This window comes from Burkholderia sp. SIMBA_062 (assembly GCF_046534765.1).
Lineage (GTDB): Bacteria > Pseudomonadota > Gammaproteobacteria > Burkholderiales > Burkholderiaceae > Burkholderia > Burkholderia ambifaria.
Map to the genome: position 1 here is coordinate 110,306 of NZ_JAWRYD010000003.1, position 26,780 is coordinate 137,085.

23 protein-coding genes are annotated in these 26,780 nt (G+C 69.5%); 15 read left to right on the forward strand and 8 right to left on the reverse strand.

Annotated elements, in window-relative coordinates; all coding sequences use genetic code 11:
* Nucleotides 1–13: 13 nt before the first annotated feature.
* Together SB786_RS03855 and SB786_RS03860 are read left to right on the forward strand one after the other, a co-directional pair.
* Complete coding sequence (locus tag SB786_RS03855; protein ID WP_410726272.1) at nucleotides 14–712, forward strand: histone acetyltransferase; 699 nt, start codon at nucleotides 14–16, stop codon at nucleotides 710–712.
* 54 nt (nucleotides 713–766) lie between these two features.
* On the forward strand, nucleotides 767–1,339 hold the full coding sequence (locus SB786_RS03860; protein WP_410726273.1) for an NADPH-dependent FMN reductase: 573 nt from the start codon (nucleotides 767–769) through the stop codon (nucleotides 1,337–1,339).
* 30 nt (nucleotides 1,340–1,369) lie between these two features.
* On the opposite strand, the gene SB786_RS03865 is transcribed toward SB786_RS03860, so the two are convergent.
* From SB786_RS03865 to SB786_RS03880, 4 genes are all read right to left on the reverse strand, one after another.
* On the reverse strand, nucleotides 1,370–2,017 hold the full coding sequence (locus SB786_RS03865) for a DUF2894 domain-containing protein (RefSeq protein ID WP_410726274.1): 648 nt from the start codon (nucleotides 2,015–2,017) through the stop codon (nucleotides 1,370–1,372).
* The gene (locus tag SB786_RS03870; RefSeq protein ID WP_006759533.1) at nucleotides 2,014–2,658 is read right to left on the reverse strand and encodes an OmpA family protein; all 645 of its coding nucleotides are present in this window, start codon (nucleotides 2,656–2,658) and stop codon (nucleotides 2,014–2,016) included. The genes SB786_RS03865 and SB786_RS03870 overlap by 4 nt, the downstream gene beginning before the upstream one ends.
* Nucleotides 2,659–2,661: 3 nt before the next feature.
* Nucleotides 2,662–5,469, reverse strand: coding sequence for a DUF802 domain-containing protein (locus tag SB786_RS03875; protein WP_410726275.1), 2,808 nt, complete (start codon nucleotides 5,467–5,469; stop codon nucleotides 2,662–2,664).
* Nucleotides 5,470–5,763: 294 nt separating this feature from the next.
* Nucleotides 5,764–6,513, reverse strand: coding sequence for a DUF3348 domain-containing protein (locus tag SB786_RS03880; protein WP_410726276.1), 750 nt, complete (start codon nucleotides 6,511–6,513; stop codon nucleotides 5,764–5,766).
* A 529-nt stretch (nucleotides 6,514–7,042) separates the two neighbouring features.
* On the opposite strand from SB786_RS03880, the gene SB786_RS03885 reads away from it, so the two are divergent.
* Nucleotides 7,043–8,254, forward strand: a complete 1,212-nt coding sequence (locus SB786_RS03885) for a hypothetical protein (protein ID WP_410726277.1) — start codon at nucleotides 7,043–7,045, stop codon at nucleotides 8,252–8,254.
* 117 nt (nucleotides 8,255–8,371) lie between these two features.
* Here the strand turns inward: SB786_RS03885 and SB786_RS03890 are convergent, their stop codons facing one another.
* A complete protein-coding gene (locus SB786_RS03890; protein WP_410726278.1) occupies nucleotides 8,372–9,010 on the reverse strand; it encodes a LysE family translocator in 639 nt (212 codons plus the stop codon).
* A gap of 324 nt (nucleotides 9,011–9,334) precedes the next feature.
* Between SB786_RS03890 and SB786_RS03895 the strand changes: the two genes are divergently transcribed.
* Nucleotides 9,335–10,711, forward strand: coding sequence for an FAD-containing oxidoreductase (locus SB786_RS03895; protein ID WP_410726279.1), 1,377 nt, complete (start codon nucleotides 9,335–9,337; stop codon nucleotides 10,709–10,711).
* 17 nt (nucleotides 10,712–10,728) lie between these two features.
* Here the strand turns inward: SB786_RS03895 and SB786_RS03900 are convergent, their stop codons facing one another.
* Nucleotides 10,729–11,622 (reverse strand): SDR family oxidoreductase, encoded by an 894-nt coding sequence (locus SB786_RS03900; protein ID WP_410726280.1) that lies wholly within the window; start codon nucleotides 11,620–11,622, stop codon nucleotides 10,729–10,731.
* 95 nt (nucleotides 11,623–11,717) lie between these two features.
* Here SB786_RS03900 and SB786_RS03905 point away from each other — a divergent pair, with 95 nt between their 5' ends.
* Together SB786_RS03905 and SB786_RS03910 are read left to right on the forward strand one after the other, a co-directional pair.
* Nucleotides 11,718–12,575, forward strand: a complete 858-nt coding sequence (locus SB786_RS03905; RefSeq protein ID WP_410726281.1) for a helix-turn-helix transcriptional regulator — start codon at nucleotides 11,718–11,720, stop codon at nucleotides 12,573–12,575.
* Nucleotides 12,576–12,781: 206 nt separating this feature from the next.
* Entirely contained in the window at nucleotides 12,782–14,017 is a 1,236-nt protein-coding gene (locus SB786_RS03910; protein ID WP_410726282.1) for a cyanate transporter, read from the forward strand.
* A 224-nt stretch (nucleotides 14,018–14,241) separates the two neighbouring features.
* Here SB786_RS03910 and SB786_RS03915 read toward each other — a convergent pair whose 3' ends face one another.
* The gene (locus SB786_RS03915) at nucleotides 14,242–14,625 is read right to left on the reverse strand and encodes a hypothetical protein (RefSeq protein WP_006759611.1); all 384 of its coding nucleotides are present in this window, start codon (nucleotides 14,623–14,625) and stop codon (nucleotides 14,242–14,244) included.
* 596 nt (nucleotides 14,626–15,221) lie between these two features.
* On the opposite strand from SB786_RS03915, the gene SB786_RS03920 reads away from it, so the two are divergent.
* Both SB786_RS03920 and SB786_RS03925 read left to right on the forward strand, forming a co-directional pair.
* Nucleotides 15,222–16,700 (forward strand): alkaline phosphatase family protein, encoded by a 1,479-nt coding sequence (locus SB786_RS03920; protein WP_410726283.1) that lies wholly within the window; start codon nucleotides 15,222–15,224, stop codon nucleotides 16,698–16,700.
* Nucleotides 16,701–16,988: 288 nt separating this feature from the next.
* Nucleotides 16,989–18,551 (forward strand): methyl-accepting chemotaxis protein, encoded by a 1,563-nt coding sequence (locus SB786_RS03925; protein WP_410726284.1) that lies wholly within the window; start codon nucleotides 16,989–16,991, stop codon nucleotides 18,549–18,551.
* Between the two features lie 203 nt (nucleotides 18,552–18,754).
* Here SB786_RS03925 and SB786_RS03930 read toward each other — a convergent pair whose 3' ends face one another.
* On the reverse strand, nucleotides 18,755–19,642 hold the full coding sequence (locus tag SB786_RS03930; protein WP_410726285.1) for an IclR family transcriptional regulator: 888 nt from the start codon (nucleotides 19,640–19,642) through the stop codon (nucleotides 18,755–18,757).
* Between the two features lie 292 nt (nucleotides 19,643–19,934).
* On the opposite strand from SB786_RS03930, the gene SB786_RS03935 reads away from it, so the two are divergent.
* The 7 genes from SB786_RS03935 to SB786_RS03965 are packed head-to-tail and all read left to right on the forward strand — an operon-like array spanning nucleotide 19,935 to nucleotide 26,765.
* Nucleotides 19,935–21,017 carry an ABC transporter ATP-binding protein gene (locus SB786_RS03935; protein ID WP_410726286.1) on the forward strand — a complete coding sequence of 361 codons (1,083 nt, stop codon included), beginning with the start codon at nucleotides 19,935–19,937 and terminating at the stop codon, nucleotides 21,015–21,017.
* The gene (locus tag SB786_RS03940; protein ID WP_410726287.1) at nucleotides 21,018–21,998 is read left to right on the forward strand and encodes an ABC transporter permease; all 981 of its coding nucleotides are present in this window, start codon (nucleotides 21,018–21,020) and stop codon (nucleotides 21,996–21,998) included. It begins immediately after the preceding gene.
* The gene (locus SB786_RS03945; RefSeq protein ID WP_410726288.1) at nucleotides 21,995–22,789 is read left to right on the forward strand and encodes an ABC transporter permease; all 795 of its coding nucleotides are present in this window, start codon (nucleotides 21,995–21,997) and stop codon (nucleotides 22,787–22,789) included. The genes SB786_RS03940 and SB786_RS03945 overlap by 4 nt, the downstream gene beginning before the upstream one ends.
* Before the next feature lie 2 nt (nucleotides 22,790–22,791).
* The gene (locus SB786_RS03950; RefSeq protein ID WP_410726289.1) at nucleotides 22,792–23,136 is read left to right on the forward strand and encodes a (2Fe-2S)-binding protein; all 345 of its coding nucleotides are present in this window, start codon (nucleotides 22,792–22,794) and stop codon (nucleotides 23,134–23,136) included.
* Complete coding sequence (locus SB786_RS03955; RefSeq protein ID WP_410726290.1) at nucleotides 23,133–24,581, forward strand: FAD-dependent oxidoreductase; 1,449 nt, start codon at nucleotides 23,133–23,135, stop codon at nucleotides 24,579–24,581. Before SB786_RS03950 ends, SB786_RS03955 begins: the two co-directional genes overlap by 4 nt.
* Entirely contained in the window at nucleotides 24,574–25,722 is a 1,149-nt protein-coding gene (locus tag SB786_RS03960; protein ID WP_410726291.1) for an NAD(P)/FAD-dependent oxidoreductase, read from the forward strand. The genes SB786_RS03955 and SB786_RS03960 overlap by 8 nt, the downstream gene beginning before the upstream one ends.
* Nucleotides 25,719–26,765, forward strand: coding sequence for an ABC transporter substrate-binding protein (locus SB786_RS03965; RefSeq protein ID WP_410726292.1), 1,047 nt, complete (start codon nucleotides 25,719–25,721; stop codon nucleotides 26,763–26,765). Before SB786_RS03960 ends, SB786_RS03965 begins: the two co-directional genes overlap by 4 nt.
* Nucleotides 26,766–26,780: the final 15 nt, after the last annotated feature.

Here is a 26,780-nt window from a genome sequence, read left to right on the forward strand (position 1 = left end):
GGCGCCTTTTGCCATGCGTATCGACGTACAGCATTCCCAGCACGACATCGACGATGAACTCGACATACTCCATGCGCGTCTGCACCAGCCGGGCCATCGCCTGCACGGCCTGCCGGCCGTCGCGCTCGGCCGCTCGGGCCTGATCGTCCGCCACCGCGAGGCGGACGGCGAATACTTCCTCTACGTCGAGGATCCGTCGGCCCGGCAGCTCGCCGGCTACACGATCTTCAACCGGTTGCCCGAACTCCCGCGCCGCGCGGACCGCTACCTGCGCGCACCGCATACGCGGCTGCGCGGGTCCGCGCAACGCAAGGGCCTCGCGACGACGCTGTATCGCTGGGCGCTCGACGCGGGCCTGTGCCTGATCAGCGGCGCCCGGCAGTCGATCGGCGCGGCGCAGCTGTGGACCACGCTCGCGCACGACTACCGGCACGGCTTCGTCGACGTCGAAGGCCGCGCGCTGCGTTATCTCGGCGAAGCCGTCGCGGACCACGTGTACGGCGCGCTGCATACGCGCCGGCTGTTGCTCGGCAACGGGTGGACGCTCGGTGAGCTGGCGCGGGCAACCGGGATGACGGGCGTCGCGGACGCAACGTGTCGACAGGACGCGAGATTTCAGCAGGAGGGACGCGAACTCGCCCAACTGCACGGCGCCGCCAACGCGCGTCGCGCCGCTCAGGTCGCTCATGCCGCTCACGCCGCGATGCGATAATCCGGCGCATCTGCGCGACGCCGCCGCGCAAACCACCTACTGACACGTCCCTCGATGACTACCGAACCGCGAACCGATTCCGAACGCCGCATCGACATCGTTGCGCTGTGCGGCAGCCTGCGCGCGCAGTCGTACAACGCGGCGCTGCTGGATGCGGCGGCACGCGTCGCGCCGCGCGGAATGCGCATCACGCGCTTCGATCGTCTCGGCGAATTTCCGCTGTTCAATCCCGATGCCGAACACCCGTCGCCGGCCGCGGTGCGCGATCTGATCGCCCGGCTGAACGCCGCGGACGGCGTGCTGATCGCAAGCCCCGAATACGCACACGGCGTGACGGGCGTGATGAAGAACGCGCTGGACTGGGTCGTGGGATGCGAAGCCGTCGTGGACAAGCCGGTCGCGGTATTGAACGCGTCGCCGCGCGCGACGCATGCGGACGCGGCGCTGCGGGAAACGCTGTCGGTGATGTCGGCGTGCATCGTCGAGCGCGCGTCGATCGCACTGCCGATCCTCGGCTGCCAGCTCGATGCGGCGGGCATCGCCGCGCATCCGCCGTTCGCGTCGGCGCTCACCGATGCGTTGCACGCGCTGCACGCGGCGATCGACGCGCAGGCCCCGGGCCGCTAGACAACGATCGGCGCGGCCGAACCGCAGGCGCTATCGCGCCTTGGTGCGCGTGGTCTTCCTGGCCGGTTTCGTCGCCGGTTTCGCCGGCTTCGCGGCCTTCGCGCGCGGCGCTTCCTTCTCCGGCTGCGCGCCGCCGCCTGCCAGATCCTCGAGCCACGCCAGCGCATCGATATACGACAGGAATTGCTGCAGATATTCCGGCGACAGCTCGCGCATCGTCGCGAGCGACCGATGCACGAGGCTGTTCGAATTGAGCGGCCCCGCGTTGCGCGGCACCTGATCGAGCGACTGGCGATACTGCTGTTCGGTCCGGACCTTCGACCACATCGTGCGGAAGTAGTCGATCAGCTCGGGATCGACACCGCGCCGGTCGGCCTGCGCATCGCGCGCGAGCTGCTCGACGAGCCCGCCGAGCGCACCGCGTGCAGGCGCCTGCGCAACGGCTTGCGCCGTCTCGCTCGCGCCTGCCGCTTCACCGGCGCGCGCGACGATTTCCGCAAACCCTTCCAGCAGCGTCGCGAGCCGCGCATCGAGCAACGCGCGCGCGTCGCCGTCGAGCACGGCCGCGCGCTTCTCGAGCGCGTCGAGCCGATGAAAGCGCACCGGATCGAGCCGGTCGGCGCCCTGCTCGCGCCACGCGTCGAGCGTCGCGCGCACATGCGTCGCGTCGTCCGTCACTTCGGCTTCCCTCCGTTCGATGCGGACTTGCGCGGCACCGGTGCGATCTCCACGCGACGGTTCTTCGCGCGGCCTTCGTCGTCCGCATTCGAGCTGACCGGCTGCTCGGAACCAAACGCGGCCGCGAACACCGACCGCGCCGGCACGCCGGCGTCGATCAGCGCCCGCGTGACCGTCAGCGCGCGCTTGGCCGACAGCTCCCAGTTGTCCGCGAACTGGCGGTTGCCGGCGCGCACCTGCTGGTCGTCGGCGAAGCCGCTGACCATCAGGATCTCGTCGCGCGTCGTCAGGTACGCGGCCAGCGGCCCGGCCAGCGTCTTCAGCAGATCGCGGCCCTCGGGCTGCAGCTGGTCGGAGTTCAGCGCGAACAGCACGGCGCCGCTGATGCCGATGCGGCCGTTCACGAGCGTCACGCGGCCGGCCGCGAGCGGCCCGGCGAGCGCCTGTTCGAGCGACTTACGCTGCTGCGCCTCCTGCTGGCGCGCACGCACGGCTTCCTCGAGCTTCGACGTGAGCTGCAACTGCATGCCGATCACGCCGACGAGAATCAGCACGAACGCGCCGAGCAGCACCGACATCAGGTCGGCGAACGCGGGCCACACCGGCGCGGCAGGCGCGCCGTCGTCGATTTCGTCATGCATGCGTCACGCTCCGACCGATGCCCGCCGATCGGCGATCTGCTGCAGGTCTTCGACGATCTGCTTCTGCGACATCATGCTCAGGTCGATCACCTCGCGCGCCTGCGCGACGTAGTACTCGAGCTGCTCGTCGCTGCGCGCGAGCGACTTCTCGAGCGCGGCCTCGATGCGCTGCAGGTGGTTCAGCAGCTTGTCGTTCGATTCGCCGAAGATCTGCACGGCCGCACCGAATGCATCGCCGAGGCTCGCGACGTCGACGGCGCCCGCCGTGACCTGCGCGGCCACCGCATCGAGCTTGCGCGTTTCGGCATCGACGGTGTCGTTGAAGCGTGCGCCGACGCGATCGAGCAGGTCGGACGACGTGCTGACGAGCGCGTCGATCGCGGTGCGCTGTTCGGTGGACGCGTGATTGACCGCGCCGAGCAGCGTTTCGAGCGTCGCGAGCAGGCGGCTGCGCTCCTCGAGCATCGCGGTGTCGCGCACCATGCTGTCGGACAGGCGCTGGCGCAGCTCGGCGACGACGTCGGCCGCGGCCTTCGGCGCTTCCGACGCGGCCTGCACGAGGCGCGAGATCTCGTTGATCGTGTCGCTCGCGTGCACCTGCGCCTGCGCGGTGATGTCGTTCGCGGTGCGGGTCAGCGTATCGCAGATGTCCTGCTGGCGCGTCGCGGCCTGTTCGCTCGTGCGCGCCCATTCGTCGCGCAGCGCGGCGGCCATCGCGGCGAGCGAGTCGTTCCAGGCGGACAGGCGTTCTTCGTCGCGCGCGGCCAGTTGCGTTTGCAGGGCCGTGTGCGAATCGCGGATCGTCGACAGCAGATCGCTCGAGCGTTGTTCGAACGTCGCCGCCTGAGTGGTGAGATCGCGCGTCGTTTGCGCAAGCGCGTCGCAGATTTCCTGCTGACGGCCCGCGCTGTGCACGCCCGCGCGCTGCCATTCGTCGCCGAGCTTCGTCGCCATCGCCGTGAGCGAAGCATTCCACGTCGCGAGACGTTCCTCGTCACGGGAAGCCAGTTGCGTTTGCAGTCCCGTGTGCGATTCGCGGATCGTCGACAGCAGGTCGTTCGAGCGTTGTTCGAACGTCGCCGCTTGCGCGGTCAGATCGCGCGTCGTTTGCGCAAGCGCGTCGCAGATTTCCTGCTGACGGCCCGCGCTGTGCACACCCGCGCGCTGCCATTCGTCGCCGAGCTTCGTCGCCATCGCCGTGAGCGATGCATTCCACGTCGCCAGACGTTCTTCGTCGCGCGCAGCCAGTTGCGTTTGCAGGCCCGAGTGCGAATCGCGGATCGTCGACAGCAGCTCGTTCGAGCGTTGTTCGAACGTCGTCGCTTGCGCGGTCAGATCGCGCGTCGTTTGCGCAAGCGCGTCGCAGATTTCCTGCTGACGGCCCGCGCTGTGCGCGCCCGCGCGCTGCCATTCGTCGCCGAGCTTCGTCGCCATCGCGGTCAGCGAAGCATTCCATGCCGACAGGCGTTCCTCGTCGCGCGCGGCCAGTTGCGTTTGCAGCCCCGCATGCGACTCGCGCATCGCGGCGAGCACCGCGCCCGAATGCCGCTCGAACGTCGCGGCGGCGTCGCCCAGCGCCTGCGCATGCTGGCCGGCCAGCGTCTCGCCGACCTGCTCCTGACGCGCGAGCGCGTCGCGCCACGCATCCGACAGCCGGCTTTCGGTCGATTCGAGGCGCGTCGCGACGCCGTCGAGCAGGTCCGTCGAACGCTGCGCGAAGGTGTCGGTGAACTGGCCGAGCGTCGTCTGCAGCTGCGTTGCGACGGCGTCGCCCGTGCGGCGCTGCTCGTCGAGCGCGCGGTTCCATACGGCCGTCACGTTTTCAGTCGTCTTCTCGAAACCGTCCGTCAGCCCGTCGAGCTGACGCTGCACGGCGCCCGTCACGGTGTCGCGCAGTGCGGCCATCTCCTGCGCGAGGCCCGTCATCGTCGCCGCGACGACCGGCTGCAGCGCGGCGCCGGCCACGCGCGCGCTTTCGGCGGCACTTTCCTTCAGCGCGTCGCCGACGTTCGACGCCAAACCGGCATACGCGCGCTCGGTGCGATCGAAGAACGCCTGCTGGCTTTCGATCTGGCGATCGTGCAGCGCGACGCTGCGCGCCTCGAGCGTCGTCATCATCGTCTGCAGCCGGTCGACCAGCGCCGGCATCACGTCGGCCTGACGCTGCAGCAGCCGGAACGATTCGTCGCGCTGGTGCGCGGACGAATGCACGCGCAACGTGGTCGCGATCTTCGCGTCGAGCTGCTGGCCCGCGTCGACGCGTTCGCGGCGCACGAGCGCGGACAGCAGGCCGAGCATCGCGGACGTCGCGACACCCGCGATCGACGTGCCGAACGCGAAGCCGAGGCCCTTCACCGGCGCGATCAGCGATGCACGGATCGCGTCGAGGTCGGTCGCGCTTTCGAGCGCAGCGCCCGTGCCCTTCAGCGTCACGACCATCCCGAGCAGCGTGCCGAGCATGCCGAGCAACACCAGCAGGCCGACGAGATACGGCGTCAGCGACGGGCCCGGCAGCGCGACGCGCGCGCCTTCGATCCGCGCACGCACCGCGCCGCGCAGGCCGGGGTGCAGCGTATCGAGCCACGTGTCGAGTGTCGCCGGCGGTTCGGTCAGGCCGGCCACCGCGCGCGACAGCGTGGCGGTCGCCTGCCGGTAGCGCAGCAGTTCCCACGCACCGGCGACGTAGCACGCGCCGATCAGCAGCGTGACGGCTGTGGCGAGCGGGTTCGACGCGACATAGCCGACGCCGATCCAGCAGACTGCGAGCAGGCCGGCGATGAAGACAACGAGATCAAGACGAATTCTGGACATAGCATAGGGTCTGTTTACATATGGAACGCGCATGCGTTGCCACGAGAACGGCCGCTCGCGAGGCGCGTGACGCCGCGAATACTGACGTATTCGCAAGGAGCGCAACGCGGCGAGCGGCCGTTCTCGTGGCAACCCCAAATTAAAAAGACATTCCAGGGGAATGCCCGAAATCGCCCGTATGGCGGCGTCGCTCGTCGCTTGTTTGGCGCGGCCAAACGGCGCTTCTCACTTCTTGCCCTACGCGCGATTTCGGGCATTCGCATGTGCGTTCCATATGTAAACAGACCCTAAGGATTAGCAGGTACGAAGGGCTGCAAGCAGCCCGTCTACCGTTTGAAACCGGACTTCGAGTTCGGCGAGCAGGATGCTTCGCATCTCGTCGCGGAACGTCTCGAGCCACGTGCCGGGCACGATCGCCGCGGCGCACGGCGCGTCGCCGTCGACGCCGGCATCGGCTGCCGCTTGCGCATCGGCCAGCGCCTGCCGTTCCGCGTCGCGCAGCCGCTCGAAGCGCGTGCCGAGCAGCGCGGGCACGGCGGACAGCAGGCTGCGCTCGCGCGCGCCGAGCACGCGCTCCATGATCGCGTCGAGCGCCGCGAGCCGCGCCATCCCGGACGAGTGCGCGGCGAGCGCGACCCGCAGGCGGCCGCGCAACTGGCCGATCGCGGTCTCCATCTCCTGCTGCAGGGACAAACAGCTCTGGCGGAAGTCCGCGAAATCGGCCGTGTCGGCGGACGGCGGCGGCATCTCGCCGGGGCGACGCCGCGTGCGCGGACGGTGGGCGGCCGTGATCGCCTGCGCGAGGTCGTGGCGCACGCGCGCGCCGTCGCGCTCGGCGTCGTAACCGCGCACGCCGGCCGCGACGCCGGGCGGGGTCGCATTCAGCGCGGACGACAGCGTGATCGCGTCGGTCCAGCCGAGCCACTGGCTCAGGCGGTCAGACAGCGCCTGCCGGGATTCCGCGACGTCGGCATCGGTCAGGCGCGCGAGCAGCCGGACGAGCGTCGGGCCGCTCAGTGCCGGGCGCGGAGGAGCGTGCACCATGCTGCAAACCGTCAAAAAAGGCAGCAGTTTACACGTCGGCGGCAGGTCGGCTGCCGGAATCGGGGAAGCGCCCCGGCGCGGAATGCCGCGCAACCGGCGCGAACGCCCGCCGCACAAGGCTCGCGGGCCGATCGTCGGGATGGCGGACAGCCGGCGCGGTCCTGGCGGCGTGCCCGGCCGCCAGCCGAGTTCGTCCGCAAGCCTCGCGCCGGCATCCTCATTGACGTCCCGCAACACCGCCTTGCCGCCTTCGGCCACCACCGTGCGCGCGACTGCACCGCCCGGCCCGGCGGGCGCCGCTGTTCACCCGCCTACTATTTCGCCACGCAGGTGCGGTACCATCGCGACACCCGCCGCGCGATCGCGCCCGCCGCGGGCCCGCGCCGCCACGCGCCCGGCGCGCGGGCCGCCGGACGCGTGACGGATATCCGGCCGATATCCGCGGGCCGCAGTCGGCGCCCCGGCGACACGGGTGCCGCCGCCCATGACAACAGAACCGATAACAGACGGGCCCGCCCGACCGCTCACGATGCTTTCAGACTTCGTCGCGCGCCTGCGCGAGCGTTTCAGCAAACCGCCGACCCGGCAGGACTTCGCCGAACGCCTGATCGCCGCGCTGCGGGCGACCGGCGACACGCGCGAGTGGCTTCACGAGGACGACAAGGGCCGTCTCGTGCAAGCGGATGTCCCGTCGAACATCATCAACCTGCACAACCTGTTCCGCGACTACGCGGGCGCGAAGCCGGCCGAGCGCGAAGCGACGCTCAAGCGCCAGGCGAACGCGATGATGCAGCACGAGATCCCGTCGAACTTCGCGGACGTCCGCCCGCGGCTGCGCCCCGTGATCCGCAGCGCGACCGAGCGCGGCGCGGTCGCGCTGCAGCTCGCCGGGCAGCCCGGCGCGTCGGAAGTCGCGTTCCGGCCGCTGTGCGAGAACCTCGAGATCGGCATCGCGTACGACGGCGAATTCAGCGTCGCGCGGCTGACGACCGCGCGGCTCGCCGAATGGGGCGTCACCTTCGACGACGCATGCGACGTCGCGATCGACAACCTGCGCGGCATGTCGTCGGCACCGTGGGCCGCGTTGCGCGACGGCGTGTTCCTGTCGCAGTTCGGCGACTACTACGACGCGGCGCGCCTGCTGCTGACAGACCTGCTGCACCGCCAGCCGATCTCCGGCGCGCCGGTGGTGATGGCGCCGAACCGGACGGTGCTGCTGCTCACCGGCGACCGCAATGCGGCCGGGCTCGCGACGATGGTCGAACTCGCCGAACAGGCGCGCGCGCAGCCGCGCCCGCTGCCGTCGCTGATGCTGCGCTGGGACGGCGCCGCGTGGCGGAATTTCGTTCCGCAAGGACTGGAAGCGAAGCTGCATGCGCTGCGCGTGGACGAACTCGCCGGCGACTACCAGGATCAGCGGGCGCTGCTCGACGACCTGCACAAGCGCGACGGCACCGACATCTTCGTCGCGACCTACACCGTGTACCGGCGGCAGAACGGCGAGCTGTTCAGCGTCGGCGTGTGGAGCGACGGCGTGCCGACGCTGCTGCCCGCGACGGACATCGTCGTGCTGTACCGGGAAGCGACGCGGCAATCGGCCCACGTGCCGATGGCCGCGCTGCGTGACGCGTGCGGCGACCTGATGACTGCCACTGCGCACCGGCCGGTGCGGTATGAAGTGACGGCGTTTCCGGATGAAGCGCGGTTCGCGGCGCTGATCGAGCGGTTTCCGGCGGCGTGACGCGCGCTTGCGCGTGTCGGTTGGACGGCTGCCCAATCGCCCGCCGGCATGAACGGCCGTGGCGGCATGCTCGACAGGAATGAAAACGGCGGTGCGCCCCGGCGACACCGCCCGTCGTCAGATCCCGGCCTTCGGCGCGTTCAGGATCAGCCGCAGCCCAAGCAGCGTGATCGCGCCGGCCGCGACGCGGTCGACCCACTTCTTCGCGCGCAGGTAAAGCTCGCGCGGCCGGCGGGTCGAGAAGCACAGCGCGACGATCGTGTACCAGCCGCACTCGACGCCGAACACGAGCGGCGGCAGCGCCAGGTAGCACCACAGCGGCGGATGCTGCGGCAACAGCGCCGCGAAGATGCTGCCATACCAGATCGCCGTCTTCGGATTGCTCAGCTGGGTCGTGAGGCCGATCCAGAACGATTTGCGCGCGCTGCCGGCGAGCATGGCTTGCGGATCGTCCATCGCGATCGGCCGCTCGGCGCCGCGCCAGATCTTCGACGCCATGTAGATCAGGTACGCGCCGCCCGCCACCTTGAGCCCCACATACAGCCATTCGACCGTCTGCAGCAGCGTGTAAAGCCCGGCCAGCGCGACGCCGCCGAACGCGATCCCGCCGACGCCCATGCCGAGCGCGGTAGCGAGCCCGTCGCGGCGCGACAGCCCGATCGAATTGCGGGCGACCAGCACGAAACTCGGGCCCGGAATCATCGCGCCGAGCCACAGCGCGGCCAGAATGGCGAGTACGGCAGCCGGTGCAGTCATCGAAGTCTCCTTGATCAGCGACGCCGAAGCGCCGGCGCCTGCGTGTCGGATCGTGTCGACTCCCGACGGTGAAGTCGCTGATTCTGGCACGCTTCGCGGGCCGCCGAAAGCACCCGCGCGCCGCCATGCAATGCAGGGACACATCGCGGGCCGGCGCCATCCCCACCGTGCATGAACCCTGTTCCGCCTCGCGTGCATCCGTACGACTCGCCTGCCCGCGCCAACCGGTCTACCATAGGCGCTCGTCGCCGTTCGGGCACGCGCCGGCGCGGCATGCGGCTTGCGCGCCTCCCTTCCCACGTTGAACCCGCGCAGGAGGACGTCATGACGCAACAATTCGACGCGATCGTCATCGGCACCGGGCAAGCCGGGCCGCCGCTCGCGGCGCGGCTCGCCGGCGCCGGCATGAAAGTCGCGATCGTCGAGCGCGGCCGCTTCGGCGGCACCTGCGTGAACACCGGCTGCATTCCGACCAAGACGCTGATCGCGAGCGCGTACGCCGCACAACTCGCGCGGCGCGCGGAAGAATACGGCGTGTCGGTCGGCCCCGTCAGCGTCGACATGAAGGCCGTGAAGGCGCGCAAGGACCGGATCTCCGGCCGCTCGAACCACGGCGTCGAGCAATGGGTGCGCGGGCTCGACAACACGACCGTGTTTCAGGGTCATGCCCGCTTCGAGCGCCCCGATGCGGTGCGCGTGGGCGACGCGCTGCTCGAGGCCGAGCGCATCTTCATCAACGTCGGCGGGCGCGCGCAGATCCCGCAGATGCCGGGCCTCGACTCGGTGCCGTACCTGACCAACTCGACGATGATGGACGTCGACTTCCTGCCCGAGCATCTCGTGATCGTCGGCGGCAGCTACGTCGGGCTCGAATTCGGCCAGATGTACCGCCGTTTCGGCGCGAAGGTCACGATCGTCGAGAAAGGCTCGCGCCTGGTCCATCGCGAGGACGAGGACGTATCGCAGGCCGTGCGCGAGATTCTCGAGAACGAAGGCATCGACGTGCAGCTCGACGCGAATTGCCTGAATGCGCGACGCGACGGCGACGGCGTCGTGGTCGGCCTCGACTGTGCGGGCGGCGGCCGCGAGGTCGCGGGCTCGCACCTGCTGCTCGCGGTCGGCCGCGTGCCGAACACCGACGATCTCGGCCTGGAACAGGCCGGCGTCGCGACCGACTCGCACGGCTACATCACGGTCGACGACCAACTGCGCACCAACGTGCCCGGCATCTGGGCGCTCGGCGACTGCAACGGGCGCGGCGCGTTCACGCACACCGCGTACAACGACTACGAGATCGTCGCGGCGAACCTGCTCGACGGCGATCCGCGCAAGGTGTCCGACCGCATCGCCGCGTACGCGATGTACGTCGACCCACCGCTCGGCCGCGTCGGCATGACGCTCGCGGAAGCAAAGCAGACCGGCCGTCGGCTGCTGGTCGGCACGCGGCCGATGACGCGCGTCGGCCGCGCGGTCGAAAAAGGCGAGAGCCAGGGTTTCATGAAGGTAATCGTCGACGCGGACAGCCATGCGATTCTCGGCGCGTCGATCCTCGGCGTGACGGGCGACGAGGTCGTGCACGCGCTGCTCGACGTGATGGCCGCCGGCGCGCCGTACACGACGATCAGCCGCGCGATGCACATCCACCCGACCGTGTCGGAGCTCGTGCCGACGCTGCTGCAGGATCTGCACCCGGTCGAATGAACGGCGGCGGGCGCGCGTCAGGTTTCGAAATACCGCGGCCGGTCGATGTCGGCCAGCAACCCCACCTGCGTCGGCGCCCAGTCGAGCCATGCGCGCGTGCGCTCGCTGGTTGCGGGCGCATCCATTCCCGCGAACATCGCGAACCAGCCGAAATGCTCGCCGGCTTGCGCGGCCGATTTCGGCACGACCGGCACGTTCAGCCGGCGGCCGATCACTTCCGCGATGTCGCGGAACGGCACGCCCGTATCGTCGACCGCGTGATAGCGCGCGCCGGGCGCGCCGCGTTCGATAGCGAGCCGGTACACGCGCGCCGCGTCGAGCCGGTGCACGGCCGGCCAGCGGTTGCCGCCGTCGCCGAGATACGCCGATGCGCCCTTCTCCCGCGCGAACGCGATCAGGCGCGGCACGAAGCCGTGATCGCCGTCGCCATGCACGGACGGCGGCAGGCGCACGACCGACGCGCACACGCCGCGCGCGGCCAGCGCGGCCGCGGTGGCTTCGGACGCTCGCGGATAGCCGGCCGATACCGGCACGTGCGGATCGTCCTCGGTCGCCGCGCGGCCCGGCGCGACAAGCGCGAGGCCCGACGTGACGATCAGCGGCCGCGTCGAGCCGGCGAGCGCCGCGCCGATCGTTTCGATCGCGCGGCGGTCGAGTTCGCAGTTTTCCGCGAAGCGCGAAAAGTCGTGATTGAATCCCGTGTGGATCACCGCATCGACGCCCTGCGCGCCGCGCGTGAGGCTGTCGATATCCTCCAGCGACCCGCGATGCACGTCCGCGCCCAAGGCGGCGACCGATGCAGCGGCCGCGTCGGAACGCGCGAGGCCGAGCACGGAATGCCCGGCGGCCACGAGTTCGGCGACGACCGCGGAGCCGACGAAACCCGACGCTCCCGTAACAAAGACACGCATGTTCAACACCTCCGGATGAATGAGAGGCTTACTATCCGTCGAGCGTCGCGCACGGTGAAGACGTGACGGTTTACCGGTAAACGAACTAACAGGCTATGGCTGACGCATCCGACAACCTGCTCGGCGCGTACCTTCGGGACCGCCGCGAGAAACTCGATCCGGCCGCGCTCGGGCTGCCCGTCGCGCGCCGCCGCACGCCGGGCCTGCGCCGCGAGGAAGTCGCGCAGCGCGCGCACGTGAGCGCCGCCTGGTACACGTGGCTCGAACAAGGGCGCGGCGGTGCACCGTCGGCGGACGTGCTCGACCGGCTCGCCCGCGCGCTGCTGCTGAACGACGCCGAACGCGAGCACCTGTTCCTGATCGGCCTCGGTCATCCGCCCGAGGTGCGCTATCACGCGAGCCGCGACGTGACGCCACGCCTGCAGCACGTGCTCGATTCGTTCGACGCCAGCCCCGCGATCCTGCGCACGGCGACGTGGGACGTCGTCGCGTGGAACGACGCGGCCGCCGCGACGCTGACCGACTACGCAACGCTGCCGCCGCCCGCGCGCAACATCCTGCGGCTGATCTTCATCGATGCCGCGGTGCGTTACGCACAGCCGAACTGGGAACGCGTCGCGCGATTCGCGGTGGGCGCGTTTCGTGCCGACATCGCGCGCGGCGGCGCGACGCAGGTCGTACAGGCATTCGTCGACGAGATGCGCGTGGCGAGTGCGGAGTTCGATGCGATGTGGCGCAGCCACGACATCCATTCGCAGGACGAAGGGACGAAGGAGATTCGTCATCCCCAAGCCGGCCCGATCGCACTCGAATACTCGGCGTTCTCGGTGACCGGCCGCCCGGATCTGAGCCTCGTGGTCTTCACGCCCGCGACGCCGGCCGATCGCGCGCGGATCCGGACGCTCGTCGCCGCCCGTGAACAGGCCCGCGACCCGCACGCAACGGCTGTGTAGCGGCGCTTCGAAGGTGCACCCGGAATCGCACCGAACCCGCCGCGCCGCCCGTGCAACGGCGGCCGGGCCCCGTCACGCCGCGCCGTGCCCTGCCATCACGATCCGCACTGACGCCCAGTCGAATATTTAATTTTCCGCGGGCCAGGCGCGCCTTTACCCTTTCGGCATCGCATCACTGGGCCACCGGCCCGTTCTGGAGCATCTCGATGATCGACCCCGGCACCGCCACCGCGCAAGCCGTTCCCCGCCCGCACGCGGCTTCCGTATCCTACGGCGCGCTCGCACTGCTGGTGCTGGCCGGCCTCAACCTGCGTCCGTTCCTGACCGCGTTCGGCCCGGTGCTCGACCTCGTGCGCGCCAACACCGGCCTCGGCTTCCGCGCGGCCGCGCTGCTGACCACGCTGCCATTCGTGCTGATGGGCGTCGTCGCCGGCATCGGCGTCGGGCTCGCGCGGCGCGTCGGCGAGCAGCGCGCGTTGACCGTCGCGCTGGCGCTGATCGCCGCGGGTTGCACCGCGCGCCTGTGGACCGGCGGCAGCACCGGGCTGGTGGTCACCGCGATCGTCGCGGGCGCGGGCGTCGCGGTGATCCAGTCGCTCGCACCCGGCCTCGCCAAGCACTGGTTCGTCGATCGGCTGCCGCTCGCGATGGGGCTCTATTCGGCCGCGCTGGTCGGCGGCGGTGCGTTCGGCGCGATCGCGAGCCCATGGCTCGCCGCGCACGGCGGCTGGCATCTGTCGCTCGCCGTGTGGGCCGTGCCCGCGCTCGTCACGCTCGCGCTGTGGCGCGCGAAGGCGCCGCGTGAAGCGGTGCACGCCACGACCGCATCGGCGCCCGTCGCTGCGTTCGCACGGATTCCGCGCGCGTGGCAGCTCGCACTGTTCTTCGGCCTCAGCAACAGCGGCTATGCGAGCCTCGTCGCGTGGTTGCCGGCGTTCTACCGCAGCGTCGGCATGAGCCCGCAGGCGAGCGGCAACCTGCTCGCGTGGATGGCGCTGTTCCAGGCGATCGGCGCGCTCGCGATGCCGCTGCTCGCGAAACGTTCGCACGATCGCCGCGCGGTGCTGTGGCTCACGCTCGCGTTGCAGACGGCCGGCTTCGTCGGCTTCGCGACGATGCCCGCGTTCGCGCCGTGGCTGTGGGTCACGAGCGTCGGCCTCGGGCTCGGCGGCTTCTTCTCGATGAGCCTGATCGTCACGCTCGACCATCTGCCCGACGCGCGGCTCGCGGGTGCGCTCGCCGCGTTCGTGCAGGGCGTCGGCTTCCTGATCGTCGCCGCGAGCCCGTGGTTGATCGGCTGGCTGCGCGACGCGGGCGGTGGCTTCGCGATCGCGTGGTGGCTGCACATCGGCGTGATTGCGTCGACGGCCGCGTTGAACGCCATGTTCTCGCCCGCCGGCTACCGGCGCAGCATGGCGTGCGTGACCGGCGCCGTGCGCTGACTCACCGACTTCGTTCGATATCTACAACTGATGGATGCGAGCGGGAAATGCAAAGGGGCGTCGTGCTCGAGTGCACGACGCCCCTTCTTCGTTTCGGACAACTGTCATGACGCCCAGAGCCGCACGACAGTGCGGCGCTCCACGGACGCGGTTTCATTTCGCCCGAATAGTGCACCGCGCGAGTGCGGTGGCACTACCCGCAGCACAACTGACGGTATTGGCGATTACGTCGTGGGTTCAAGCAGATCCGTTGCGAAGGACCTCGCATGCGCGACGGCCTCTTGCGGGTCGGGGAACACGCCGAGTTCCTCCCACTGCTCTTCGGCCGCGTAGGTTCCTTTCACCGCGAGCGCCCGCTGAACGCGCAACTGCGCCGCGTATCTGCCGTCTTCCAGTGGCCGAGCCGTCGCGACGACCTTGTGCGGAAGACCGGATCGCTCCGGCTGAACCAGCTCGACAGGGCCGTCGGCCGCGCCGATATTCTTCAACTCGTTCCTCGCGTTGCAGTCCGGGCAGTAGAAGCACCAGCCCGCGTCCTCCTCACGGGACCTGACTTGCCCTCGAGCCAGCACGGCACGGCATTCAACGTTCTCGCAGATGAACGGCATGGCAGTCTCCGAAGTTGTTTGTCGGAAATCCTAGCATGTCCGCCGATGGTCAACCATCGGCATCGACAGTGCCGCGATTTCGGTTCGGCGCGGCGCGGCAGCCGGGTGCGCGCGATCGTCTTGCTCGTTGCACACGCACGGAGCCGGCCGCCGTGCTTGCGCACGCGCAACGACGTCGAAACTCTCCGCAATCCGGCAGCAACTGTCAACCGCGCGTTCGCACGCGACATGGCGCCAGAAGCTGACGGCGCGCCTTCTCGCAATGCATCAATCGTCGATTCCTTTTGACCAACGACCTGTGTATTGGCGCCGTTCAATCGTCCGACTACGACCTCGTTGCGCACGAAACGTCCAATGGTGCACTGCGCCGAACACGCAGTAGCGGCCCAAACATGCAAGCGGGCCAGCCCGACGGCCGAGCGTGCGCCGAACGTGCAACGGCATCGGCGGCCGCCCGCATCGAACGCTCCCCGCAGGCATGAAGGTTGCGCCTTCCGTCCGCTCGCGCTTTCCGCACGGCGAGTGCGCGTCGCTTCGCGGCGGCGATGCGTGATCGGCTGGCCAGCGCCGCATCCAATAACGAAGGAGACGTTGTCATGGACGAGTCGAATGCATATCGCCGCTACAACCGCCGCCGTTTTCTGGCCGGTGTTGCAGCAGTGGCCGGCAGTGTCGCATTGCCGGGTTGCGGAGGCGGCGGAGATGGAGACATCAATTCACCGGACGGCAACGCGCCCGCGCCGTCGATCGGCGACACGCCTTCGCCGAATGCCGGCGATCGCTACAGCCTGCCACGGCCGAAGTTGCCCGACCCGGCGAGTTCGGGCATCGATCACATCGTGCTGGTCACGATGGAAAATCGCTCGTTCGATCACTACCTGGGCTGGGTGCCCGGCGCCGAAGGCATGCCCGCGAACCGGCAATACAAGGACGCGTTCGGCGGAACCAACGCACCGTTTTTACTGTCGGCCAATCCCGCATACGGCTATCAGGCGTGCGCGTACCACGACCCGAACCACAGCTACGAGGGCGGACGCACGCAGCTGGCCTCGGGGGCGATGAACGGCTTTCTCCTTACGCCAGGCACGAGCCAGACCCGGGGCGACCTGCTGCCGATCGGCTTCTACACGGCGGCAGATCTGCCGTTCTTCAACGCGGTGGCGAGCAATTACACCATCGGCGACTTCTACTTCACCGGCATCCTGACCAACACGGTCCCGAATCGCCTCTATCTGCATAGCGGCGCCGCCGACCGCCTCACCGACAGCGTCGACAACTCGTCGCTGCGCACGATCTGGGACAACCTGAGCGACGCCAAGGTCGGTTGCAACTACTACTACCACGACGTGCCATTCACCGCGCTTTACGGCACGCGCTATCTCGGCATCTCGCGTCCGTTTTCGGAGTTCCTGTCGAATGCGGCGGCAGGCACGCTGCCGCCGTTCTGCATGGTCGATCCTGTATTCTCCGGCGAGCAGGCGGGTACGTCCGCCGACGATCACCCGCACGCGGACATCCGCAACGGGCAGGCATTTCTCAACCAGGTGTATGACGCGCTGCGCACGAGCCCGACGTGGAGCCGCACGCTGATGATCATCGTCTACGACGAATGGGGCGGCTTTCTCGAGCATGTCGTGCCGCCGATCCGGCCGATCAGCAACAACGAGCACGCGGCCGGCAACGACGGCAAGCTCGGCTTTCGCGTGCCGCTTGCGCTGCTCGGCCCGCGCGTGCGTGCCGGCACGGTCACGCGCTACCCGTTCGACCCGAGCTCGATTCACGCGCTGCTGCAATGGCGCTTCGGGTTGAAGCCGCTCGGCGTGCGCGGCAGCGATCCGGCGACCTTCAATCTCGCCTACGCGCTCGATCTCACCGGCGCGGCGCGTACCGACGCACCGGCGTTCACGGTCGCGCAAGGGCCGTTCGGCGGAACGTGTCCGGGGGCCACCGCGCCTTCGCCGTCCAGCTCGGTGTCGGGCATCGATCCGTCGCAAATGGCGGCCAATCCCGCCGCCGACCGGTTCTCCGACCTGCGCGCGAAGGCCGCGGCGTTGGGGTTCCGGACCGGAGGCTGACGGCAACGCGGGTGCGGCAGCCGCGATCGACACCGATGCGGCTGCCCACGCGTGCGGTCCCCCCTTCGACATTCAGCACACTGTCCGCCGCGCCAACGCATGCCGGCTCCCCGTTCTGTCGCATTCCGTCGGGTTCGCGTCGCGTTCGGATAAAAACTTCCGCTGATCGCCGCCGTTAACTCGTTCGCAATCCCGGCGCCCCGCATCGCGACGCGGCGCCCGTCGTCGTTCGTGCTCCGGAATCCACATCCGCCGTCGCCGCCTTCGTGCCGCCGGCAAGGGAACGTCATGCGAAAACTCACCATCCGCGGCGGACTCGTCGCGACCATCGCCGGCTATACGGCGCTGCTCGTCCTGGTCGTCGGCGCATGCATCGCCGCGCTGTATGCCGGCAACGGCTCGCTCGAAGCGATGTACCGCGACGACACCGCGTCGCTGCTGCACCTGAAAACCAGCTCGGAGCGCATGCTCGTGCTGCGCGAACGCGTGAGCGACGTCGCGCAGATCATCAGCGCCGGCCAGCCCGCGAAGGCGGAAATCGCGCAACTCCACACGCTGCTGAAGCAGAGCAACGACGAACTCGACGCCTACACGCGCCTGCACGCACGCGACGCCGACGAGCAAACCCTGTTCGACACGCTGCAAACGCGTCGCCGCACGCTGCTCGACCAGGTGTTCCTTAAGGCGATGTCGCAACTCGACCACGACAACGCATTCGACTTTCTCGACACGCACCGCACCGCGCAGCCGGCGCTGTTCACCGCCTACCAGGATGCGATCGACGCGCTCGAAGCGTTCCAGGTCGCGCGCCAGAAGGCACGTTACGACGCAGCCGGCGCGCGCTTCCACCGGATCGTATGGGCGATGGCGGCGGTCGCGCTGTTCGCGCTGATCGTCGGCGTCCTCGCGCAGCGCGTGCTCGCGAAGGCGATCATCGCGCCGATCCATCTCGCCGTCGATCACTTCGACAGGATCTCGAAAGGCGACCTGACCGGCACGGTCGTCATTCCCGGCAAGAACGAAATGGCGTATCTGCTGAATGCGTTGAAGCGGATGCAGGACGGCCTCGTCGAAACCGTGACCCAGGTACGCACGAGCACGGAGACGATCGTCGGCGATGTCCGCACGATCGCGAGCGGCAACGTCGACCTGTCCGCGCGCACGGAGCAGCAGGCCGTGTCGCTGCAACAGGCGGCGGCGAGCGTGGAGCAGTTGACCGCGACCGTGCGCCAGAACGCGGACAACGCGCGCGACGCACGCACTTACGCGCAAGGCGCGGCCGGCATCGCTGCGCGCGGCGGCGACGCGATGCAGCGCGTGGTCGAAACGATGTCCGCGATTTCGCACAGCTCCGCGCGGATCTCCGGCATCGTCGGCGTGATCGAGAGCATCGCGTTCCAGACCAACATCCTCGCACTGAACGCAGCGGTCGAGGCGGCGCGCGCGGGCGAGCAGGGGCGCGGCTTCGCGGTCGTCGCAACCGAGGTGCGCGGCCTCGCGCAGCGTTGTGCATCGGCGGCGAAGGAAATCCGCGAGCTCATCGGCAACTCGACGCAGCGCGTGGAGGACGGCAGCGGCCTCGTCGCGCTCGCCGGTACGGCGATGACCGAACTCGTCACCGCGGTCGAGCGCGTCAACGCGATCATGGGCGAGACCAGCATCGCATTCGACGAGCAGACTTCCGGCATCGAGCAGGTGAATGCCGCCGTCATCCAGATGGAGCAGACGATGCAGCGCAACGCCGCGCTGGTCGAGGAAGCCGCCGCCGCGGCGTTGTCGCTCGAGGATCAGAGCACGCGGCTCAGCGATGCCGTCGCGCAGTTTCGTCTTGGCGAAGCGGCGCTGGCATGATTGGAGCCGGCCGTCGGCATCGCCAGCGCACGCTTCGATGATTTCAGCCCGTGCGGCGTACCGCGTGTCGAAATTGATGTCGCGCGTGTCGCTGCGGTTCGGCGGTAAAACGAAAGCGCGCAGGTCCGCCGGGCAATGCGCGCGTTCGTCAGACGTGAAGAGCCCGCGTCAGCGAGCCGACGAACCGGCGACGCGCGACGCGTCTATACGGTTTTCCCGGCCAACCCGTGCATCGGCCGCCGCAACGCGGCGTCGAACGGATTCGTGCGCGGGCCGATCGCATCGGCCTGGCGCCTGAGCAGTTCGACGACCATCGGCATCCGGTCGTCGCCGAGGCGCGACGCCAGCGTGCCGACGCTCAGCGCGCCGACCGGATACCCAGTGCGGTCGAGGATCGGCACCGCGACGCCGGCCATTCCGTCGAGCACGCCGCTGTTGCGGCCCGCGTAGCCGAGCTGCCGCACGCGTTCGATCTCGGTGCGCAGGTACACCTCGTCGAGCACGCCGTAGCCACGGACGCGCGGCACGTTGAAGCGAATCACTTCCTCGCGCTCGGCCTCCGGCAGGAACGCGAGGATCGCGAGGCTGCCCTGCCCGACGCCGAGCGCGATGCGCCCGCCGATGTCGCCGGTAAACGAACGGATCGGGAACGGCCCTTCGCACAGGTCGAGACACACCGCGTCGAAGCCGCTCTTCACGAGCAGAAAGATCGTCTCGCCGAGACTCGCGCACAGCCGCAGCAGCACGGGCCGGCACAGCGTGCGCATGCTGCTCGGATTGCCGGCCAGTGCGGCGAGCGCGAAGAAGTCGACGCTCAGCCGATACAGCTTCGACTGTTCGTCCTGCTCGACCATCCCTTCGGCGATCAGCGATTGCAGGATCCGGTGCGCGGTGCCCTGCGTGAGGCCGACGGCCTTCGCCAGGTGCGTGACGCGCACGCCGTCCTGTTGCATGCCGGCCAGCGCACGCAGGATCGCGAACGCACGCTGCAGCATGCCGGTGCCCGGCGCGCCGGCCGGATCGGCGGCGTCCCCGTCCGGGCGCGGCGCGCGTGCGGCCGGCGACGTTCCGGGCGACTGGGGTGCTGGCATGCCGGCTCTCCTCGATGATTTCATTGAACGGAATACGGTAGCCGCCATTGTCGTGCCGCCGAAATTGCGCGGGCATCCGGGTGTGCACGGGATTGACGCGTGCATTTCGCGGGCCGGCCGCCCTTCATTCATCGGAACGATTCCGACGTGATTCGACATTCCATTCCGGTCACCGGAATTTTTTCGAAATTCCTCCCGTTGAGCAGAATTCCAAATTGACGCTCCGAAATATGGCTGGCTAGAGTCCGCGTCATCGGCGCACCGGCCACGGTGTGCGAACCCGGAGCTCCCCATGTCGTTTCTCACGCTTACGGATCTGACGAAATCGTTCGGCGAGCTGACCGCCGTCGCCGACGTCAACCTGTCGGTCGAACAAGGCGAATTCGTGTCGCTCCTCGGGCCGTCGGGCTGCGGCAAGACCACGACGCTGCAGATGATCGCCGGCTTCGTCGACGTCACGCGCGGGCGCATCGCGCTCGACGGGCAGGACATCACGCACATGAAGCCCAACCGCCGCGGGCTCGGCATCGTGTTCCAGAGCTATGCGCTGTTTCCGCACATGAGCGTCGCGGAGAACGTCGGCTTCGGCCTCGACATGCGCGGCGTCGACAAGGCGGAGCGCACCGAGCGCATCCGCGCGGCGCTCGCGCTCGTGCGACTCGATGCGCTTGCGCACCGCTTCCCGCGCGAACTGTCGGGCGGCCAGCGGCAGCGCGTCGCGATCGCGCGCGCGGTCGTGATCGAGCCGCCGGTGCTGCTGCTCGACGAGCCGATGTCGAATCTCGACGCGAAGCTGCGCGAGGACATGCAGTTCGAACTGCGCGCGATCCAGCGCAAGATCGGCACGACGACGATCATGGTCACGCACGATCAGTCGGAAGCGCTGTCGATCAGCGATCGCGTGGTCGTGATGGAAGCGGGCCGCATCACGCAGACGGACACGCCGTACCGCGCGTACGAACGTCCCGAGAACCATTTCGTGTCGCAGTTCATCGGCAAGGCGAACCTGCTGCCCGGCACGATCGTCGCGCACGACGGCGACGCGATCCGCATCGACCTCGGCCACGATCTCGCCGAGACGGGCCGCACCGCGCACCTGCCGGCGCGCGAGCGCGACATCCGTGTCGGCGACGCCGTGTCGGTCTGCATCCGGCCGGAAAAGCTGCGACTGTGCGCGCCCGGCGCGGGCCGCTTCGCCGCGACCGTCACGAGCCGCTTCTTCCTCGGCAGCCAGTGGCTGTACCGCGTCGACAGCGCGCTCGGCGAAGTGCTCGTGTGCTGCCAGAACGAAGGCGCGGAGCCGCTCGCGGAAGGCGCGCCGGTGGGCGTCGACTGGCATAGCGACGCGGTGCGCGTGATGCGCCGGGAGGCCTGAATGGGACAGCCTACCCGCCCACTGCCCGCCGACGGCGCGACGGCCGGCCTCGCACCGCCCGCCGCCACGGGCGATGCGGTGCCGCAGCGCGCCGCCGGCGGCCGCGTGCCGCGCGCCACGTGGCGCGCCCATGCACCGTTGTGGCTGATGTGCGCGCCCGCGTTCGCGCTGTTCGCCGCGCTCGTGCTCGTGCCGCTCGCGATGACCTTCGCGCTCACGTTCTACCGCTTCGACCCGGCCACCGGCCCGATCGCCGCGTTCCAGTTCGGCCACTACGCGGAGGTGCTCGGCTCGTCGTACTTCCACACCATCTTCGCGCGCACGTTCGGCATCGCCGCGCTGACCACCGCGATCTGCGTCGCGATCGGCACGCCGGAAGCGTACGTGCTGTCGAAAATGCGCGACCCGTGGCGCTCGCTGTTCCTGCTCGTGATCCTTGCGCCGCTGCTCGTGTCGGTCGTCGTGCGCGCGTTCGGCTGGAGCATGCTGCTGAACACGAGCGGGCTGGTGAACCAGGCGCTCGGGCTCGCGGGCCTCGGGCCGTACAAGCTCGAATACACGACGTTCGCGATCGTGATCGCACTCGTTCACGTGATGCTGCCGTTCATGGTGATTCCCGTGTGGACCGCGCTGCAGCGGCTCGATCCGCAGACCGAACACGCGGCGCTGTCGCTCGGCGCGTCGCCATTCACGACGCTGCGCCGCATCGTGGTGCCGCAGCTGATGCCGGGCGTGCTGTCGGGCAGCCTGATGGTGTTCGGGTTGTCGGCGAGCGCATTCGCGATTCCGGGCCTGCTCGGCGGACGTCGCCTGAAAGTCGCGGCGACCGCCGTCTACGACGAATTCCTCGGCTCGCTGAACTGGCCGCTCGGCGCGACCATCGCGGTGCTGCTGCTGGTCGCGAACCTGGTCGTGATGCTCACCTACTACCGCGTGCTCGAACGCCGCTACGCACGCAGCCTCGGAGGCGCTTCCCGATGAGCAAGAACGGCCCCTTCGCCCTTGCGTTCCATACGCTCGTGATCCTGTTCGTGCTCGCGCCGCTCGCGATCGTCGTGCTCGTCGCGTTCACGCCCGACGAAACGCTGACGCTGCCGACGCACGGGCTGTCGCTGCGCTGGTTCCGCGCGATCCTCGACTATCCCGACTTCGTCACCGCGTTCGCCAACAGCGTGAAGCTCGCGTTCGCGTCGGCGACGCTGTCGCTCGCGATCGCATTGCCCGCCGGGCTCGCGATCGGCCGCTCGACGTTTCCGGGCCGCGCGTTCCTGAACGGGCTGCTGCTGTCGCCGCTCGTGATTCCCGGGCTCGTGCTCGGCATCGCGCTGCTGCGCTTCTTCGCGCTGATCGGCGCGACCGGCTCGTTCGCGTGGCTGGTGCTCGCGCACATGATCGTCATCACGCCGTTCGTGATGCGGCTCGTGCTCGCGTCCGTCGCGGGCCTCGACCGCAGCATCGAGCAGGCCGCGTGCTCGCTCGGCGCCGATCCATGGACGACGTTTCGCCGCATCACGCTGCCGATGATCGTGCCCGGCATCACCGGCGGCTGGCTGCTCGCGTTCATCAACAGCTTCGACGAACTGACGATGTCGATCTTCGTCACGTCGCCGCAAACGGTCACGCTGCCGGTGCGCATGTACATGTACGCGACCGAATCGATCGATCCGATGATGGCATCGGTATCGGCGCTCGTCATCCTCATCACCGCCGGCGCGATGCTGCTGCTCGATCGCGTGTACGGCCTGAACCGCATCCTGATCGGCCAACACTGACGATGACTTCCGTTTCCCGTTCCTCCGACATCGCCGACGACGGCCCGCAATTCGTGCGTATCGCCGAACGCGCGCGCGCCGCCATCGCGTTCACGCTCGACGGCCGCCCCGCGCAGGCGCTTGCGGGCGACACCGTGCTCACCGCGATTCTCGTCGCGCAGCGCCGCGTGCGCGTGAGCGAATTCAGCGGCATGCCGCGCGCGGGCTTCTGCCTGATCGGCGCGTGCCAGGACTGCTGGGTGCGCACCGAGGACGGCGCGCGCGTGCGCGCATGCTCGACGCCGATCGCCGAAGGCATGCGGATCGTCACCGGCGCGCGGCACGCCATCACCGGAGACGCATCTTGAGCGACGCACTGCGACCGGTGATCATCGGCGCTGGGCCGGCCGGCGTGCGCGCGGCCGAGGCGCTGGTCGACGCGGGGCTGCGCCCCGTCGTGATCGACGAGAACGCGCGCTGGGGCGGACAGATCTACCGGCAGCCGCCGGCCGACGGCGCGTTCGCCCGTGGCAAGCGCGCGCTGTACGGCTTCGAGGCCGCGAAGGCGGACGCCGTGCACCGGACGATGGCCGCGCTGCTGCCGCAGGTCGACTACCGGCCGAACACGCTCGCCTGGGCGTGCGGCGCGGGCCGCGTCGACACGCTGCAGGACGGCCGCGAAACGACCGTGCCGTTCACGCACCTGATCATCGCGAGCGGCGCGACCGATCGCATGCTGCCGGTGCCGGGCTGGACGCTTGCCGGCGTCTATACGCTCGGCGGCGCGCAGGTCGCGCTGAAGTCGCAGGGCTGCGCGATCGGTAGCCGCATCGTGTTCGCGGGCACGGGGCCGTTGCTGTATCTCGTTGCATACCAGTACGCGAAGGCCGGCGCGCAGGTCGCGGCGGTGCTCGACACGAGCCCGCTGCGCCGGCAGGCGGCCGCGACACCGGCGCTGCTGCGCATGCCGACGACCTTCGCGAAGGGGCTCTATTACATCGGCTGGCTGCGCGCGCACGGCGTCGCGATCGAAACGGGTGTCACGCTCGAACGCGTACTCGGCGAGCGGCACGTCACCGGGCTCGCGTGGCGCTCGGCCGGTAACGATGCACCGCGCCGGCTCGACTGCGATGCGCTCGGCCTCGGCTTCGGGCTGCGGTCGGAAACGCAGCTTGCCGATCTCGCCGGCTGCCGGTTCCGTTTCGATCCGCTCAACCATGCATGGCTGCCGGAACGTGACGCGGCCGGCCGCACGTCGGTGCGCGGCATCTACGTCGCGGGCGACGGCGCCGGCATCGCGGGGGCCGATGCGGCCGAGGCGTCCGGGCGACGCGCGGCGCTCGCGCTGCTCGACGACGCGGGCATCGTAACGTCATCGCCATCGTCATCGCCGTCGCCGGCCGGCAAACCCGACGCGGCCGCGCTGGACCGCACGCTCGCCCGGCTCGGCGCATTCCGCGCGGGCCTGGAGGCGGCGTTCGCGCCGCCGCCCGAGCTCGCCGCACGCTGCCCGGACGACACGATCGTGTGCCGCTGCGAGGAGATCGACGCGGGCACGCTGCGGCGCTGCATCCGCGACGGCGCGGCCACCGAGCTGAACCGGCTGAAGGCGCTGACGCGCGCCGGGATGGGCCGCTGCCAGGGCCGCATGTGCGGCGACGCAACCGCGCTCGTGCTGGCCACCGAAACCGGCCGCCCGCTCGCGGACGTCGGCCGGTTGCGCGCGCAACCACCTGTGAAGCCGTTCCCGATCTCGGCCGCGCTCGCGGGCGACGATGTTGCGGCGATTCCCGACGAGGCGCGCGATGAGTGAACGCCGCCATTACGACGTCGCGATCGTCGGCGGCGGCCTCGTCGGCGCGTCGGCCGCGCTGGCGCTGGCGCAACGCGGCCTGCGCGTCGCGCTGTTCGAGCGCCGCGACTGCGGCGCGCAGGCGAGTGGCGTGAACTACGGCGGCGTGCGCTGCCAGGGCCGCCCGGCCGAGCAATTGCCGCTCGCGCTGCGCGCACGGCGTATCTGGGACCGCCTGCCCGAGTTGATCGGCATCGACGGCGAATTCGTCGTGTCGGGCCACTTGCGGCTCGCGCGCAGCGACGCCGACCTCGATGCGCTCGATGCGTACGCGACGCTCGCCGGCGAGCACGGCCTGCCGCTGCAGGTGATACGCGGCGACGCGTTCCGCCGCCGCTACCCGTGGCTCGGCCGCGCGGCGCTCGGCGGCTCGCTGTGCGCGACCGACGGGCATGCGAACCCGCGCGTCGTGTCGCCCGCGTTCGCGCGCGCGGCCCGCGCGGCGGGCGCGGACGTGTTCGAGCACACGCCCGTCGACGAGGCTCACCACGACGGCACGCGCTTTCACTTGCAGGCGGGCGGGCGCGCGCATACCGCGACGTGGCTGATCAATTCGGCCGGCGCTTGGGCGAACACCATCGCCGAACGCTTCGGCGAAGCTGCTCCGATGGAGCCGATCTACCCGAACATGTGGGTGACCGAGCCGCTGCCGCCGTTCATCACGCACAACCTCGGCGTGTACGGCGGCGGGGTGTACGCGCGGCAGGTCGCGCGCGGCAACTGCGTGATCGGCGGCGGACGCGGCCGCGGCGACGGCGAATTCGGCCAGCCGTCGGTCGACACGACGCGCGCGGTGATGCGCGACGCGTGCGCGCTGCTGCCCGCGCTGCGCGATGCGCTGCTGATCCGCACGTGGAGCGGCGTCGAAGGCTGCACGCCCGACCACAACCCGATCATCGGCGCGAGCCGCACGACGCCGAACCTGTTGCATGCGTTCGGTTTTTCCGGCGGCGGCTTCCTGCTCGCGCCGGGCGTCGGCGAGGTGCTCGCCGAGCTCGTCACGACCGGCGAAACCGCCACGCCACTCGAAGCATTCTCGATCGGCCGCTTCGCGCCGCACACGCCGATCGCCCCTTTCCGTCAAGAGGAGACCCACAAGTGAAACTGTTCGGAACGATCGCGGCGGCCGCCGCCCTCTGCGTCGCCGGCGCCGCCGCGCCCGCGTTCGCGCAAACGAAGACGATCTACGTCGGCATGAACGGCGGGCCGATGGAAAAGGCCTATACGAGCCAGGTGCTGCCCGAGTTCGAGAAGGCGAACAACGTGAAGGTGGTCGTCGTGCCCGGCACGTCGTCGGACGTGCTCGCGAAGCTGCTCGCGAACCGCAACAAGCCGCAGATCCACGTCGCGTTCCTCGACGACGGCGTGATGGCGCGCGCGGTCAGCCTCGGCGTGTGCCAGAAGCTCGACGATTCGCCGGTGCTAAAGGAGCTGTATCCGTTCGCGCGGATGAAGGACGACGTCGGCGCGGGCGTGCAGCTCGGGATGACCGGCATCGCGTACAACAGGAAACTGTTCGCGGACAAAGGCTGGGCGCCGCCGACGTCGTGGATGGATTTCGCCGACCCGAAATACAAGGGCAAGGTCGTGTTCCAGTCCGCGTCGAGCAGCACGTTCGGGCTGCACGGCTTCCTCGCGATCAACCGGCTGCTCGGCGGCAGCGAACAGAACGTCGAGCCCGGCTTCAGCAAGTGGGCAAGCACGGTCGGGCCGAATGTCGTCGAGTACATCCCGAACTCGGCGAAGATCTCCGAGATGGTGCAGACCGGCGAGGCCGGCCTCTTCCCGCTGACGCCGACCGCGGTCGGCGACCTGCAGGACAAGGGCATTCCGGTCGCGTATGCGAACCCGAAGGAAGGCCCGGTGCTGCTGCTCGTCGACCTGTGCGTCGTCGCGAACAATCCGGATCCGCAGTTGGCGCAGAAGCTCGCGCAGTTCCTGCTGTCCGCGCCCGCGCAGACGAAGGCCGCCGAGGCGGGCAAGCAGATCCCCACCAACCGCCTCGCGAAGATGCCTGCCGCGATGCAGCAAAGCCTCGGCAACGTCGACGAACTCGTTCGCAAGGTGACGGTGGTCGACTGGACGGCGATCAACGCGCGCCGCGCGCAGTGGGATACGCGGTGGAACCGGCAGATCGAGCGGTGACGGGCGATGGCGTAC